Raw genomic sequence first — 15,407 nt, forward strand, 5'->3', positions numbered from 1 at the left:
GTTTGGCTAACCAAACGTGAACGCATACGCGCTCGCGCCGGCATCCAGAAACTCGATTTCAAACGTTCGATCCTGAACCGCGCCGCTTTGGCGCACGAGCTGGTAAAGCCGCTCTTTATCGACGACACCTACGCCATTCGCATCCGTGTCGGCGCCGTGCGAAGCACCCGGCGGCTTGCCGTCGAGCGTCACTCTGAAACGCACCGGCTTGCCGTCCGCCATCGGTCCCAATACCAGATGCAGATCGCGCGCGTGAAAGCGATAGGCGATCTTCGCGCCGCCCGCGCCGGATTGCGCGCGCTCGCCGGCAACGTTCCATTCGCCGTCGAGACTCCAGCTTCCCGTACGCAGCCGCGCGGGGCTGCTGTACGCGCGGAGCATGTCGGGCGCCAATGTTTCCGGCGACGCAAAACCTTCTGCCTGGCGATAACCGACGTACGTCTCGCCCGAGCGCAAATCCTGCGGATCGGCGGCGGCCTCGACGCCCGACGCTTTCGCGGCGCCAGCGGACGCGGGCAGTTTCGAATGCCCGGCGTCCGCGAGCAATTGACGGATGACTGCTTCCGACTCGTCGTATCCGCCTTCGCCAAAATGGTGATAGCGAATCTCGCCGCGCGCATCGACGATATAAAAGGCCGGCCAATACTGATTGTCGAATGCCTGCCACACAGCGAGGTTGTTATCGATGGCAATTGGATAGTCGATATGCAGATCGGCCGCCGCGCGCTTCACATTGGCGATGTTGTGCTCGAACGCGAACTCGGGCGCGTGCACGCCGATCACGACGAGCCCCTGATCGCGATACCTGTTCGACCACGCCTTCAGATACGGCAGAGTGCGCAGACAGTTGATGCACGAGTACGTCCAGAAATTGACGATCACCACTTTGCCGCGCAGATCGCTGGTTTTCAGCGGCGGCGAATTGAGCCAGTCGACGGCGCCGGACAGCGACGGCATCGTGCCTTCGGCCGGTAAGGAAAGTTTTGCGGCTGCGGGCGTCGGGTTTGTCGCGGCCGCGGGTTCTGCGGTCATGCTCACTTTCAGAAGCGCGCCAGCGTTTGGCTGCTCTGCATTCATGGCTTGCGAATCAGCAGCCTGTGAATCAGCAGCCTGTGAATCGCCGGCCTTTGAATCGACCTGTTGTGCATTCACCTTCTCCGCTTGAACACCCCGCGAACCCGCACGCGGCGACCAGCGCTGCACCAGTTTCTCTTCGATACCGGTCGTATTCAGCGACGGCAACAGCGCCAGCACGCGCGTATCGAAGCCGAGTGCAATGGCCGCAGCGGACAGCACCACGGCCGCGCCGAGCACCTGACGCACGCGCTCGCTCACCGCATACGAGCGCCTGAGCGACGCGACGACGCGTCCGCCGATTGCGAGCAGGATCGCAAGCGATGCCGCCGCGCCCGCTGCGAACGCGAGCAACGGCAACACGCCCGCGCCGCCTGGCCGATGCAGGATCACGCCCGTCATCACAAGACCGAGGATCGGTCCCGCGCACGGCGCCCACAGCAAGCCGGTCGCAACGCCGAGTACCACCGACGACATCACGCGAGGCTCGCCGCCGTCGCGGCGCACCGCGCCATCCAGACGATTGCCGAGGTTCACGAGCGGATGCGTGAGCCGCTCGGCCATCGACGGAAACAGCAGTGCCGCGCCGAACACGGCGAAGAACGCGAGCGCGATCCAGCGGCCGTATTCGTTGACGTGCGCGACCCACGCGCCGCCGGCCACCGCGAGGCTCGCGACGGCGGCGAACGTCAGCGCCATGCCGGCGAGAAGCGGCACGCCGTGACGCACGAACGACTGATCGACGCGCGCGAACACGAGCGGCACGACCGGAAGAATGCACGGACTCAGGATGGTAAGCATGCCGCCGGCGAAGGCGAGAAGTGTGAGCAGCATAACGGTGTCCTTTTTGTTCAATGAGCGTGTTACGGCATTCATGCATTGAACTACCGGGACGTATCGCGCTTGTGTCGGCGAACGCGGCGTTGTGCAAGCTCGTGTATCGGCCTGCTGCGTAGATACAGTGCGATACAAAACGCGTCCGGCGAGGCATGTGAGCGGCACACACACACGCACGCGCGGGTTTGTATCCCAACGTATCGCACAGTGGCGCGGACACAGAACGTTGCACAGGCAGCCGCAAGCGACACACGCCAGATACGTCCACGGCGTCCAATGACTATCCAAAGACATCGCGCTTGCCGATCAACCCTCGCGCGCACCGCGCCTCTCATGCAAAGGACGATTCCATCATGCACGCCCGACTCAAAACCCTCGCCACTATCGGCTCCTTCATCGCGCTCGCGTTGCTCGCCAGCGTGCTTGCGACACGCGGCAGCGCGCTCACTGCCGCCGAACGGAATACGCCGGTTGCGCCGCAAATAACCGGCATCGACACATGGATCAACGGCTCGCCGCTGACGCTTTCGCAACTGCGCGGCAAGGTCGTGCTGGTCGATTTCTGGACCTACTCCTGCATCAACTGCGTGAACACGCTGCCGTATGTGAAGAACTGGTATAAGCAGTACGGCAACCAGGGGCTGCAAGTGATCGGCGTGCACACGCCGGAGTACCCGTTCGAACGCGATGCCGGGCATGTGCGCGCTGCCGTGAAGAAGTTCGATATTCAGTATCCGGTCGCGCTCGACAATCAGTACGCGACCTGGAACGCGTTCAATAACCAGTACTGGCCCGCGGTGTATCTGTTCGACAAGACAGGACATGTCGTGTATAGCCACTTCGGCGAGGGCGACTATGCGCAGACCGAAGCGAAGATTCGCGAGCTGTTAGCGCAACCGGGCTGACGCGGTGCCGCATTGAAGTGTTGACGCCGCCATGCCCGCCTGCGAGCATGCGGCAATCGAAATCAATCAGCCTGTCGAGCGGCCCATGCGAGCACCCAATCATCTCAATGCACTGCGTGCTTTCGAGGCCGTCGGCCGGCATCTGAGTTATGTCGCCGCTGCGGAAGAACTGCATGTGACGCCCGCGGCAATCGGCCAGATGATTCGCGGACTCGAGGAGACGCTGGAAATCGAGCTGTTTCATCGCTCAACGTCGGGTGCGTCGCGCCTCGTGCTCACCGACGCGGCGCGCGCCGCCATGCCGGAATTGCAGGGCGGCTTTGAACTGCTCGCGCAGGCGGTCGAAAGGCTGAAGGCCAGCAAGGCGCGCATAACGGTCACCGTGACAGTGCCGCCAGCGCTTGCCGACAAGTGGTTTTTGCATCGCGTGGAGCGGTTTCAGCGCAAGTATCCGCGCTACGATTTGCGCATCGACCTGTCGCTGAAACTCGTCGACTTTGTCGCGGATAGAGTGGACGCCGGCATCCGCTACGGCACCGGTCAGTGGCCGGATCTCGCCGCGACCTTCCTGATGCGCGACGAGTTCTTCCCTGTGTGCAGCCCCGCGCTGCTCGAAGGCGAGCATCCGCTCAGAACACCGGCGGATCTCAACTACCATCCGTTGATTCACGACATATCGATGCGCGCGGCGCCCACGTTTCCCACCTGGCGATCATGGGTGCAAAAGACGGGCAACGCAGGGCGTGTCGATTGCGATCGCGGTCTGCAGATCAACGACTCCGCCGCCGCGATTCATACCGCTATCTCGGGCAACGGCGTCGCGCTCGGCAGAACGTGCCTCGTCGAGCGCGACATCGCAGAAGGCCGGCTGGTGCGGCCGTTCCCCGACGCGCAGACGTGCGAGCTCGCCTATTACGTGGTGCATAGAAAGGACAACGGCAACGAGCCGGCTGTGGTCGCGTTCAAGGAGTGGCTGCTTGCCGAGGCGAACGCGCGATAGCCGCGCGCCGCGTTAGTACTCTCTAGTCCGTCTTCGCGCCGCCCGACGCCTTCAGCGCCAGTTGCTTGCGGTATTGCTCCACAGGCAAGCCGCCCCAGCCCCAGTTATCCATATCGACTTCTTCGATCACGACGAACGTCGCTTCGAGCGGCTTGTTCAGGACATCGAGCAGTACATGGCTGACACCGCTGATCAAGCGCGCTTTTTCTTCGGCCGTGACGGCGGTTGCGCCAGGCTTGGTTCCCTCGCGCGTGACCTGAATCGTGACGATAGGCATGTCGTTCTCCGTGGCAAAGGCGGGCGCCGCGAATCGGCGCCCGTTGTTCCGCTGTTGTTAAAAGCCGCGCTTAGTGGCCGGCGCTCTGGCCGCCGTCGACGTGCAGGATCTCGCCCGTCACGAACGGCGCCGAATCCAGGTACAGCACCGCTTGCACGATGTCGTCCATTTCGCCCATATGACCCATCGGATGCAATGCGCCGAGCCCCGCATGCGTTTCCGGCGCGTGCATCGGCGATTTGATGATGCCAGGCGAGACCGCGTTCGCGCGAATCCCGGCTTTAGCGTACTCGATCGCGATGGACTTCGTCGCCGCATTCAACCCGCCCTTGGTCAACGACGCGAGCACCGAGGGCACGCCGCTAATCGCATGATCGGTGAGACTCGTCGTGATGGTGACGATGTGGCCGCTTTCGTGCTTTTCCATCTCGGCAATCGCGAGCTGCGTGATATTGAAGAAGCCGTCGAGGTTGACGCCCTTCACCAATGCGTAGTCTTCAGACGTATAGCTCGTGAACGGCTTCGCGACAAACACGCCCGCGTTGTTGACGAGCGTATCGACGCGCCCGAAACGCGTCACCGCCTCTGCAATCACGCGGCGCGCGGTGGCGGGATCGGCGATGTCGCCCGCCACCGTCGCGATGTTCGGATCGTCGAACGGTGTAATGCCGCGAGCCGTCGCAACCACGCGATAGCCGCGCTGACGAAACGCCTTCACCAGTTCCGCGCCGATGCCTTGCGATGCGCCAGTAACGATCGCCACTTTTTCCGACGTATTCATGTTGTGCTCCAGAGTTGTTGTCATGCAATTCAGAAATGAGAGCGGTTGCCTGGCCGGCTGCCGCTGTGTGCCGCGAGTCTTGCAGTGCGCCCTCGGTGACTGAACTATCGGCTTTGCGCAGGCATTAAACAAACGAGAAGATTTGCGTCGGCGGGAAAGAAAAACTACGGCGGTTCTGGATGCCGATGGCTAAACGGTCGTGCCGAACGCACCGGCCACCGTGACACGCCCGCCTGGCGGGCACGCGACATGCGGCGTGCAATCCAGCGCTGCGGCTTCGGCGGCCCGGTCATCGGCTAGTCGAATCGAATGCGGCGCGCAATCACGCTCAATGGCGAGGCGTTTATGAACAAGGTCTCTTCACCCGCCGCGGTGCCGAAAAAACACGGAAGGCTGCGCGGCGCTTTCACCACCGTGGTCAACGCAGGCAAGCGCTTCATGTCGGACCGCTGCCCGATGATGGCCGCGAGCGTCGGCTTTTACTCGGCGTTCTCGCTTGCGCCGACGCTGCTGATGGTGCTCGCGGTCGCCGGCTGGTTCTTCGGCGAGGACGCCGCGCGCGGACGTCTGTTCGAGCAGGTGCGCGGCATTATGGGCAAGGACGCCGCGGAAGCGATGCAGACCATCGTCGAACACGCGCATCGCGCGAGCGGCAGCGGCATTGCCGCCGTGGTGTCGGTCGTGTTGTTGATCATCGGTGCGTCGGCGACTTTTACTTCGCTGAACACCGCGCTCGACGTGGTGCTCGAGGCGGAGAAAAACGTCAAAAGCAAGGGCAGCATTACGTGGCTCGTGCGCACGCGGCTGGTGTCGGTCGGCATGGTGCTCGGCCTCGGCTTCTTGCTCGTGGTGTCGCTCGTGCTCGACACGGCGATCACGTTCGCCGGACACGCGATATTCGGCGATTCGCCGTTGGTCGTCGTTACCGCGATCGTGCAAACGGTACTCGGCCTGATCGTGCTGGGCGCCGCGTTCACCGCCCTGCTTCGGTGGATGTCAGACGCGCAGGTGAGTCTCCCCCATGCGGCGGTCGGCGGCATGACGGCGGCGATACTGTTTTCGGTCGGACGGCATCTGTTCGGGCTTTATCTCACGCATGCGGGCACCGCGAGTTCTTTCGGTGCCGCAGGCTCGCTCGCCGTGCTGATGATGTGGCTGTATTTTTCGGCGGCGGTGTTTCTGTTCGGCGCGGAGACGACAGCCGAACTCGCGGGACGCAATGAAGTAAAAGACGAGGAGAAAGACCGGCCATTGTCCGTAGGCGCGGCGCGCTCGCGCGGTTAAAACGCGCATTGCAAAACAAAAAGCGGCCTCGCGGCCGCTTTCGCTTGACTAGTGCTGCACGCCCCAGCGCCGCACCGTCACCCGTTCCAACGTATCGAACACGAGATGTTCGATCAACAGCCCGATCACGATTACCGCTGCAAGTCCCGCGAAAACGCGGTCCGTGTAAAGCTCGTTGCGATTCTGGAAAATGTACCAGCCGAGTCCGCCGTTGCCGGAACTCGCGCCGAATACCAGCTCGGCCGCGATCAGCGTGCGCCACGCAAACGCCCAGCCCACCCGCAAGCCGGCGAGAATCGACGGCAACGCGGCCGGCATCAGAATCAGCAGTACGTGGCGCATTCCCGTCAGGCCGTAGTTGCGTCCGGTCATGCGCAGCGTCGCCGGCACCGACTGGAAACCTGAGTACGTGTTGAGCGCGAGCGGCCACAGTACCGAATGCACGAGCACGAATAACAGACTGCCGGTGCCGAGACCGAACCAGAGCAACGCGATCGGCAACAGCGCGATGGAAGGCAGCGGGTTGAACATCGCGGTGAGCATCGACAGCAAATCGCGGCCCACACGCGTCGACACAGCCAGCGACGTCAGCACGAACGCAAGCGCCGCACCGAGCAGATAACCGCGCAGCAGTACCGACATCGACACCGCCGTCTTTTGCAGCAACTCGCCGGACAACACGCCCTGCACGAACGCGACGAAAGTCGCGCCGAAGGTGGGCAGCAGCAGATCGTTGTTGACCACGCGCGCGGCGATTTCCCACACGGCGATCAACACCAGCGCGATCAGCACCTTGCGCACCCAGCTTTGCGCGAAGACGCGTTTGCCGAGCGGCAATGGCGCTTCGAGCACGAAGTCGCCAGGCGGTTCGAGCGGGCGTTCGTATTCGTCGCGAATCGGCGGCAATAAAGTGGCGGGCGAACTCATTGCGCGGCCTCCGTCTCTTCGAACAACAGGCGATGAATACGCGCGACGCTGCGCTGAAAATCGTTGCGCCCGAAGCTGTCGTGCGAGTACTGATGACTGTTCAACTCGGCACGCACGCGGCCCGGATGCGGCGACAACAGCAGAATGCGGTTTCCCACGACCAGCGCTTCCTCAATCGAATGAGTCACGAACAGCAGCGTGAAATTGACCTCTTCCCACAAGCGCAGCAGTTCTTCCTGCATCTTGCGGCGCGTCAATGCGTCGAGCGCGGCGAACGGTTCATCCATCAGCAACACGCGCGGCTGCATCGCGAGTGCGCGGGCAATCGCCACGCGCTGCTTCATGCCGCCCGACAAGGTGTGCGGATACGCATTCGCAAACGCAGCGAGGCCGACCTTGTCGAGATAATGCAACGCACGCTCATTCGCTTCGGCACGCGCGAGCTTCTTCGCGACGCGCAGCGGAAAGGCCACGTTTTGCAGCACCGTTTTCCACGGCGGCAACTGATCGAACTCCTGGAATACGACGATGCGATCGGCGCCAGGACCGCGCACGATCTGACCGTCGAGCGAGATGGTGCCCGAGCTCGGCTCGATGAAACCGCCCACGGCCTTCAGCAACGTCGACTTGCCGCAGCCCGACGGGCCGAGCAGCACGAAACGGTCGCCGCCGTAGACGTCGAAGCTGACCTCGTGCGTCGCGCGGACAATGCGCTCGCGGGTGCGGTATTCGAGGCTGACGTTCTCGACTGCGAGCAGTTTTTCGCTGACGGCGGGACCGCTGCGCACGGCACGGTCAGCGCGTTCTGGAAAGAGTAGCGTGGGATTAGCCACCATCGGATCGCTCCCAGGTTGCGGACTGCGCGAGCGGCTCACTACTGCCCCGCAGTCCGCTGAAGTTAGAAACACGAAGCGTCATGCTTAACTGCCTGCCGCGGTTGCCGGGTCGTCGAAGAAATAGTCTTTCCACGACTTCGGCTCGTTTTTGATCGCCCCCACGCGATACATGAACTGCGCGAGACCGAGCGTGTTTTGCGGCGCGATCTTGAACTCCACTTGCGGATTCTTGATGATCTTCAGGAGCAGCGCGCGATCGATTTTCGACTTGTTTACGCGCAGATAAATATCGGCGGCGGCGTCCGGATTCGCGGCAATAAAACGCGATGCGTCGGCGAGTGCATCGACGAACGCGCGGTACGTTTTCGGATTGCCGTCGCGGAATTTTTCCGTCGCATAGAGAACCGTTGCGGAACTCGGGCCACCGAGCACATCGTAGGAATTCAGCACGATATGCGCCTTCGGATTGCCCGCAAGTTCCTGATCCTGAAACGGCGGATTGCCGAAGTGACCGGTAATTTCCGTGCCGCCCGCGATGATCGCCGCCGCAGCATCAGGATGCGGCAGCGCCTGCGTGTACTTGTCGAGACGGTTGTATTCCTTGTCGCCCCAGCGCTTCGCGGCCGCGTATTGCAACACGCGCGACTGCACCGACACATTCACCGCCGGCACCGCAATGCGGTCTTTCGCGCCGAAATCGGCAATCGTCTTGACGTCAGGATTGTTGCTCACCAGGTAATACGGCAGATTGCCGAGCGAAGCGACGCCCTTCACATTCTGCTTGCCGTGCGTGCGATCCCAGATGGTCAGCAACGGGCCCACGCCGGCGCCGGCGACATCCACGGCGCCCGACAGCAAGGCGTCGTTGACGGCGGCCCCGCCCGAGAGCTGCACCCAATCCACCTTGATGTCGAGGCCCTGCTTGCGCCCTTGCTTTTCGATGAACTGCTGATCGCGCGCGACGTTCAGCAGCAGATAGACAATGCCGAACTGTTCGGCAATGCGGATCTGTCCTTCGGCATGCGCGGGTATAGCGGCGCTCATGCCGGCCGCGCCGATAGAAACGGCGAGCAACGTCGCGGTGAAACGACGCTTGAAACGATTGACTGTATGACTGAAAGCGGTCGAATGAAACCTGGCGAACATCGAAACTCCGATCGGCGAGTGGCGTTTAAGTATTTGAGTTGTGTGAATGGCACGGCGCGCTGGTTGCGCGCAAAAGATCAGAAAGGCACGTCGCCTTCGATCGTCGTGCGATAAAGCTTGCGCCGCTGGTCATCCGGCGTGCCGGCCGCGAGGTGCATCAACGAACGGTTGTCCCAGAACACCATGTCGTGTTCCGCCCAGCGATGCCGGTACACATGTTCGGCGCGCACGCTGTGCGCGAAGAGTTCTTCGAGCAATTGCCGGCTTTCGTCTTCGGGCAAGCCGATTACACGCGTCGTGAAATGCTCGCTCACGAACAGCGCCTTGCGCCCCGTCTCCGGATGCGTGCGCACGATCGGATGCACGACCGGCTTCACTTGTGCGATCTGTTCGGGCGACAGATTCGGCCGCCACGGGCTGCGCTTTTGCAGTTCGGCGTACTTCGCGAGATACGTGTGTTCGGCCGTGCGTCCTTCGACCGCGCTGCGCAGATGCGCGGGCAAGGTGTCCCACGCGAGATGCATGTTGGCAAACAGCGTGTCGCCGCCTTCGGCCGGCAATTCCTGCGCATGCAGCAAGGAACCGAGGCTCGGCTTTTCCTTGTAGGACAGATCGGAATGCCAGTAATGCCCGGCATCGCCGAGACCAATTGGCTTGCCGTTTTCGACGATATTCGACACCACCAGCACTTCCGGATAGTCCGGCAACTGGAACTGATGCAGCACATGGATCTGCAGCGGACCGAAGCGGCGGCTGAAGGCAATCTGCTCGTCCGGTGTAATGCGCTGATCGCGAAACACCAGCACGTGATAGTCGAGATGCGCGCGATGAATGCGCGCGAAATCCGCCTGGCCGAGCGGCTTGCTCAGATCGAGTCCGAGCACTTCGGCGCCGAGCGGGCCGTCGAAAGCGCGAATCTCGATGGGCTGATCGGCAATGGCGCCGCCGGCGGCGTGGGAATCGTGAGAATGCTGGGCGGCGGTGGAAGCAAAGGCTGTCGTCACGGGAAACTCTTCGTCGTATCGGGTCGCAGTCAGATGAATGTACCGGCGCGCGCACCCGACGACAACGAAGCAAATCCGATACGTTTATCTGCTGGAGTGATAAACCCGATGTTTTAACGCGCGACGACGCGCACGAGCGATATTACGGCTCCATGTCAGAGCTGGCCCGGACGCGGATCGGGCACGAAGCCATCGCGATTCGGCATCGCGACGCGCGGCAGCGATGCCGCGTCGAGCCGCGTGTCCGCGGGCACAATGCCGTTCTGGTTCAGCAGAAACGCGCTGACCGCATAGACCTCGTCGGCGGAAAGGGATTCGGGCGCGTTGTACGGCATCGCGCGGCGAATATAGTCGAAGAGCGTCGTGGCGTACGGCCAGTAGCTGCCCACGGTGCGCTTCGGCTTCGCGCCCGACAACGTGCCTAGGCCGCCCACGAGCGGGTCGCCGAGACCGCCCTCGCCGCGCGCGCCGTGACACGCCGCGCATTTCGTGGCGAACACGCGCGCGCCGGTGGCCACGTCGCCGCTGCCGGCGGGCAGGCCGCGCCCGTCGGGTGCGATGTCGATGTTCCAGGCAGCGATGGTCGTTTCGTTAAGCGGCGTGCCGATGCCGTAGGTCGCGCTTGCATCGCGGGAATCGGGCTTGATGGACGAGCACGCGGCGAGCGTCGTCATGAAAACAAGCGCGGCGATGCGCGTCGAAGGGCGTTCACGCATTGCGCACCTCGCCGCTCGCATCCACGCGCCATTGCTGGATCGCGTTGTAGTGGTACTGCGAATTCAGGCCGCGCGCGGCGACGAGTTGCGCGCGCGTGGGCTGCACGTAGCCGGTGGAATCGGTGGCGCGCGAAAGTATCTCGGCCGGCGCGCCGTCCCAGCGCCAATCCGCTTCGAAACGCGTCAGCGCACGGTCGCGTGCCGCGCCATCAAGACGCGCGAGCCGCCATGACGCGCCGCCATCGGTGGAAACTTCGACTTTGCGGATCGTGCCGCGCCCCGACCACGCAATGCCGCTAATCGCGTAATAACCGTGCGTGGTGAGACGATGCCCCGGCGATGGCCGCGTGATGACCGACTTCGCATCCATCTCGAACACGAACTGACGCGCGGTGCCGTTCGCGAGCAGGCTCGTATATTTCGACGTCTCCTCGCGCGTTTGCAGCGGCGCGTCGACCACCTTGAGTCTGCGCAGCCACTTCACATTGGTATTGCCCTCGAAGCCGGGCACGATGAGCCGCAACGGATAACCGTTCTCGGGCCGCAAGCGTTCGCCGTTCTGCGCATAGACCACGAGCGCGCGCTCGAGTATGCGATCGAGCGGCAGGCTGCGCGTCATCGCGGCGGCGTCCGCGCCTTCCGCGAGCAGCCACGCGCCGCCGTTAGCGTTGCTTTGCACGGACCCGCCGCCGACCTCTTCCAGCAACGTGGAAAGACGCACGCCTGTCCATTCGCAACACGACAGCAGACCGTGCGTCAGTTGCACCGGCAAGCCGCTCGGACCATTCCATTCGCTGCCGGTATTGCCGGAACATTCGAGGAAATGGATGCGGGATTCAGCGGGCAGCCGCAGCAGGTCGTCCATCGTGAAGAGCTTCGGCGTGCGCACGAGGCCGTGAATCGCGAGCCGATGCTGATCGGCGTCGATGTCGGGCACGCCGCCGTGATGACGTTCGTAGACGAGGCCGTTCGGCGTGATCGTGCCATGCAGATCCGCAAGCGGCGTCATCGACGAAGCCGCGCCGGGCAGCGGCCATTGGCGGGCACTTCGGCGCACGACGCCGGCTTCGCGCGGCGACGGCACGCCATACGGATGCTCGAGCACCGGCGCGCCCGGCACACGGCTCGACGGCGCGGCTTCGAGCGGCCTGAGCAATTCGCCCGCGGCTGCCGCCGCGCCTTGCGACGCGACCAGACCGCCCGCCGCAAGACGGCCGAGCAGACGGCGGCGGCTACGGGAGGAAGGTGGATCGGGCGGCAGATTTAACGGCGTGTTGCTTTGGCTCATTGCGGCAGCGGCGCTTCATGGAGAAGTCGACGATGCTAGCAATGCGATGCGCCGCGGCAAAACGATCAATCGTGATATGCATTGCAGCGAATGCGGGCTTTCGCTTTATTCGCTACTTGCCACGCTCACTCGACCGTAGCCGGCGACGCCTTCACGAGATTGCGCAGCGTGAGCCTCGCCTCCAGCCCGCCGCCGGCGCGATTATGAAGTTCGAGCGTGGCATCCATCGCAAGCGCGAGTTGACGCGCGATCGCAAGGCCAAGCCCTGTGCCGCCCGTTTGCCGATTGCGCGATCCTTCGATCCTGTAGAACGGCTGGAACACATCTTCCAGCGAATCGGCGGGAATGCCCGGGCCGCGATCGAGCACGGAGATGGTGGCGTGCTTGTCCGGCGACATCGCGATCTCGATCTGCGCCGCGCCGCCGAACTTCAGCGCGTTATCCACCAGATTACCGACGATGCGCCGCAGCGCCTGCGGCCGCGTCATCAGCGGCATGTCGAAGCGGCCATGCAGTGACACGGCCTGGTCGGCATCCACGTAATCGCAAACGAGGCTGTCGAACAGCGCATCGGGATCGATGCGGCACGGCGTTTCGGTCGCGCCGTGCAGCGTGCGCGCATACGTGACGCCTTCTTTCACGAGCGCTTCCATCTCCTGCAAATCCTGGCGGAGTTTCGCGCCTTCGGCTTCCGCGTCCATCATGTCGACGCGCAAACGCATGCGCGTGATCGGCGTTTGCAGATCGTGCGAAATGGCCGCGAGAATCTGCATGCGTTCGGTGACGTACATCGCAATGCGTTCCTGCATGGCGTTGAAAGCGCGGGCCGCGCGCGCGATTTCGGAAGGCCCGGTTTCGCTGAGACGCCCGGCCTTGAGATCGGGGCCGAGCGCATCGGCGGCGACCGCCAACTCGTTGAGCGGACGCGTGGCCGTGCGCACCGCGAACCAGCAGCAGCCGAGCAGCACCGCGAGTTCCAGCAGCAGCACGAGCGGCAACCAGCGCGACAGCGGCGCGCCGGACATCGGCCGCATGTCGATGGTGAGCGGCGAGCCGTCGCTGAGCTTCAGATGAACCTGCAGCCGTTCGCGCTCGCCCGGCACCGCATTCACCGTGAGCGGGTAGTTGGTGCCGATGCCATCCGCGATGGAGCGCGCGACGCGCGCCGACAGGTTCGCATCCACCGGGCCGCCGCTCACGCCGGGGCCCAGCATGAACTCGTAACTGCGCCGCGCGAGACGCGGCAGCCATTGAGCGCGTTCGTTAGCGGGCAGATGATCGAGCAGCGCGACCGAACTCACGACCTCGCGTTCGATGTAACCCATCATCACGTTCGTCATGGTCTGGTCGCGTTCGGTCATGGTGAGCCAGAACGACAGCGCCTGCGCCGACGCGAGTCCGACGAAGAGAATCAACGTCAACCTCGCGAACAGCGTGCGCGGCCAGTGCAGCGACCGAAGAAATGTCATTGCGGGTCCCCGATCACGTTCACGGCCGCGGAAAACACATAGCCTTCGCTGCGCAGCGTCTTGATGTAACGCGGTTCGCGCGCCTCGTCGCGCAAGCGCTGACGCAGACGGCTCACCATCAGATCGATTGAGCGGTCGAATTGATCGGCCTGACGGCCTTGCGTGAGATTGAGCAGTTGATCGCGTGTCAACACGCGCTGCGGATTGTCGAGGAATACGCGCAGCAAGCGGTATTCGGCGCCGCTTAGCGCGACCATCGTGCCTTCGGCGTCGAGCAGATGACGCGCCGTGGTGTCGAGCCGCCAGTCGCCGAAGCCGAGCATTTGCGCGCTTTCGGTCACCTGCATGCCGGGCGGCAGCATGCGCGCGCGGCGCAGCACCGCGCGAATGCGCGCGAGCAGTTCGCGCACGGCAAAGGGCTTGGGCAGATAGTCGTCGGCGCCCATTTCGAGGCCGAGAATGCGGTCCGCTTCTTCGTTGCGCGCGGTGAGCATCAGCACGGGCACCGTGCGAAATTTGCCCGCGCGCAGTTCGCGGCATAGCACGAGGCCGTCTTCGCCGGGCATCATCAGATCGAGCACGATCAGGTCGGGTGCGCCCTGCTCGAGAGCGGCGCGCATTTGCCGCCCGTTGGCCGCGAGCGAAACCCGCATGCCGTTCTTCTCCAGATAGCCGGCGATCAGTTCGCGAATGCCGCGGTCGTCGTCGACGATCAGTACGTGGTCGATCGTGTCCATGAATGGATCATCTCTTTTGACGTTTCACCTGCACCCGGCTCGCGCACAGCATCGAACACTGGACCGGATGCGCCCATTCGGCCGCCACACCGCCCGCGATGAACGCGATGATTGCAAGCAGCCGCTTCATGCGTCCTCCACGACGGAAAGACTGGCGCCGTCGGAAAGACCGGCATCCAGCGTATACGGATCGATCCCTTCCAGGCAACCGATATTGACGCGCCACAGCTTCGCGTCCCGGCGCGTCTGATGAAACGGATAAATACCGCAGTGCCTGCAGAAGAAATGCTTCGCGACGCGCGTGTTGAACTGATACAGCGTGAGCGCGTCCTCGCCTTGCGTGATCGTCAACCGGCTGGCCTCGAACGGCGGGCTCATCAGCGCGCCCTTGCGGCGGCACAGGCTGCAATTGCAGCGCGCGGCGGGCGCAAGCGGTGTCCTGACCTCGAATTTGACGGAGCCGCAGTGGCAGCTTCCCTTTAGCGTTTCGGTGTTCATCAGCATCTCCGTGACTCTCGATGCCTGCTTTATAACGCGCGTCCGACCGCGGTTTATGTCGCAATGTATCCGAACCTGTATCTGACACAAAACATTGCACCGGTGCGCTCTAGCTGGGTTGGCCCGCGTTCGGCCGCGTTCGCCCGCGTTTCGCCATTTCGCGGCGCGCGGCGTCGATCTATTTGTATCGCACTGTATATGCGGCGCCGCGAGATACACAGCATTGCAATACGCCGCTTCGCCGACACAAGCCAGATACCCGGCGCGACTCTAATCTCATCAACGACGGATTCGAGGCCACGCCAGATGTTGCGATGCGGACATCGCCGCTCTTCGGCAAGCCTCGCTGAAACCCGACGGATGCTTGGCTTCCTACCTATTCTGGAGAACGACATGAAAGTTTCGATGATCGCTTTGGCTCTGGCTGTTTCCGCTACGACGCTTCCGGCTTTTGCCGCCAATCCCGCCGCTGCCGTGAGCAACGTCGACGGGCAGCACACGCAGCAATGGACGCCGGCGCAGAACACTGCCGCGAAGAGCCGCTTCGAGGTTCGCCAGGAACTGGCGCGTGCGACGAAAAGCGGCGAATTGGCATCGCTGAACAAGATTTACCAAGGGAGCTAAAGCG

17 protein-coding genes are annotated in these 15,407 nt (G+C 63.2%); 4 read left to right on the forward strand and 13 right to left on the reverse strand.

Going from position 1 to position 15,407, the window contains the following annotated elements:
* Positions 1-6: 6 nt before the first annotated feature.
* Positions 7-1,908 carry a cytochrome c biogenesis protein DipZ gene (locus tag CUJ91_RS27950; RefSeq protein ID WP_114157671.1) on the reverse strand — a complete coding sequence of 634 codons (1,902 nt, stop codon included), beginning with the start codon at positions 1,906-1,908 and terminating at the stop codon, positions 7-9.
* Positions 1,909-2,264: 356 nt separating this feature from the next.
* On the opposite strand from CUJ91_RS27950, the gene CUJ91_RS27955 reads away from it, so the two are divergent.
* On the forward strand, positions 2,265-2,816 hold the full coding sequence (locus CUJ91_RS27955; RefSeq protein ID WP_006049542.1) for a thioredoxin family protein: 552 nt from the start codon (positions 2,265-2,267) through the stop codon (positions 2,814-2,816).
* An 85-nt stretch (positions 2,817-2,901) separates the two neighbouring features.
* Positions 2,902-3,816: a LysR substrate-binding domain-containing protein gene (locus CUJ91_RS27960; RefSeq protein WP_029966736.1), complete on the forward strand. Its 915-nt coding sequence runs from the start codon at positions 2,902-2,904 to the stop codon at positions 3,814-3,816.
* 22 nt (positions 3,817-3,838) lie between these two features.
* Here CUJ91_RS27960 and CUJ91_RS27965 read toward each other — a convergent pair whose 3' ends face one another.
* Entirely contained in the window at positions 3,839-4,093 is a 255-nt protein-coding gene (locus CUJ91_RS27965) for a tautomerase family protein (protein ID WP_006049544.1), read from the reverse strand.
* A 70-nt stretch (positions 4,094-4,163) separates the two neighbouring features.
* Positions 4,164-4,874: an SDR family NAD(P)-dependent oxidoreductase gene (locus CUJ91_RS27970; protein WP_006049545.1), complete on the reverse strand. Its 711-nt coding sequence runs from the start codon at positions 4,872-4,874 to the stop codon at positions 4,164-4,166.
* Between the two features lie 345 nt (positions 4,875-5,219).
* Between CUJ91_RS27970 and CUJ91_RS27975 the strand changes: the two genes are divergently transcribed.
* On the forward strand, positions 5,220-6,158 hold the full coding sequence (locus CUJ91_RS27975; protein WP_029966737.1) for a YihY/virulence factor BrkB family protein: 939 nt from the start codon (positions 5,220-5,222) through the stop codon (positions 6,156-6,158).
* Between the two features lie 48 nt (positions 6,159-6,206).
* On the opposite strand, the gene CUJ91_RS27980 is transcribed toward CUJ91_RS27975, so the two are convergent.
* The 10 genes from CUJ91_RS27980 to CUJ91_RS28020 all read right to left on the reverse strand — a co-directional run bounded on the left by CUJ91_RS27980 (position 6,207) and on the right by CUJ91_RS28020 (position 14,779).
* Positions 6,207-7,085, reverse strand: coding sequence for an ABC transporter permease (locus CUJ91_RS27980; protein ID WP_114157672.1), 879 nt, complete (start codon positions 7,083-7,085; stop codon positions 6,207-6,209).
* On the reverse strand, positions 7,082-7,921 hold the full coding sequence (locus CUJ91_RS27985) for an ABC transporter ATP-binding protein (RefSeq protein ID WP_114157673.1): 840 nt from the start codon (positions 7,919-7,921) through the stop codon (positions 7,082-7,084). Before CUJ91_RS27985 ends, CUJ91_RS27980 begins: the two co-directional genes overlap by 4 nt.
* A gap of 84 nt (positions 7,922-8,005) precedes the next feature.
* On the reverse strand, positions 8,006-9,067 hold the full coding sequence (locus CUJ91_RS27990) for an ABC transporter substrate-binding protein (protein ID WP_114157674.1): 1,062 nt from the start codon (positions 9,065-9,067) through the stop codon (positions 8,006-8,008).
* Between the two features lie 77 nt (positions 9,068-9,144).
* Entirely contained in the window at positions 9,145-10,071 is a 927-nt protein-coding gene (locus CUJ91_RS27995) for a TauD/TfdA dioxygenase family protein (protein WP_114157675.1), read from the reverse strand.
* A 155-nt stretch (positions 10,072-10,226) separates the two neighbouring features.
* The gene (locus CUJ91_RS28000; RefSeq protein ID WP_107706879.1) at positions 10,227-10,787 is read right to left on the reverse strand and encodes a c-type cytochrome; all 561 of its coding nucleotides are present in this window, start codon (positions 10,785-10,787) and stop codon (positions 10,227-10,229) included.
* Positions 10,780-12,075, reverse strand: a complete 1,296-nt coding sequence (soxC, locus tag CUJ91_RS28005) for a sulfite dehydrogenase (RefSeq protein ID WP_114157676.1) — start codon at positions 12,073-12,075, stop codon at positions 10,780-10,782. The genes CUJ91_RS28000 and soxC overlap by 8 nt, the downstream gene beginning before the upstream one ends.
* 125 nt (positions 12,076-12,200) lie before the next feature.
* Positions 12,201-13,544 carry an ATP-binding protein gene (locus CUJ91_RS28010; protein ID WP_107706880.1) on the reverse strand — a complete coding sequence of 448 codons (1,344 nt, stop codon included), beginning with the start codon at positions 13,542-13,544 and terminating at the stop codon, positions 12,201-12,203.
* A complete protein-coding gene (locus tag CUJ91_RS28015; RefSeq protein ID WP_006049554.1) occupies positions 13,541-14,281 on the reverse strand; it encodes a response regulator in 741 nt (246 codons plus the stop codon). The genes CUJ91_RS28010 and CUJ91_RS28015 overlap by 4 nt, the downstream gene beginning before the upstream one ends.
* A 7-nt stretch (positions 14,282-14,288) precedes the next feature.
* Positions 14,289-14,411, reverse strand: coding sequence for a hypothetical protein (locus CUJ91_RS35155; RefSeq protein ID WP_006049555.1), 123 nt, complete (start codon positions 14,409-14,411; stop codon positions 14,289-14,291).
* Entirely contained in the window at positions 14,408-14,779 is a 372-nt protein-coding gene (locus CUJ91_RS28020; RefSeq protein WP_114158088.1) for a GFA family protein, read from the reverse strand. Before CUJ91_RS28020 ends, CUJ91_RS35155 begins: the two co-directional genes overlap by 4 nt.
* A gap of 63 nt (positions 14,780-14,842) precedes the next feature.
* Here CUJ91_RS28020 and CUJ91_RS34970 point away from each other — a divergent pair, with 63 nt between their 5' ends.
* Positions 14,843-15,403, forward strand: a complete 561-nt coding sequence (locus CUJ91_RS34970; protein WP_244231036.1) for a DUF4148 domain-containing protein — start codon at positions 14,843-14,845, stop codon at positions 15,401-15,403.
* Positions 15,404-15,407 lie beyond the last annotated feature (4 nt).

This window comes from Paraburkholderia graminis (assembly GCF_003330785.1).
Lineage (GTDB): Bacteria > Pseudomonadota > Gammaproteobacteria > Burkholderiales > Burkholderiaceae > Paraburkholderia > Paraburkholderia graminis.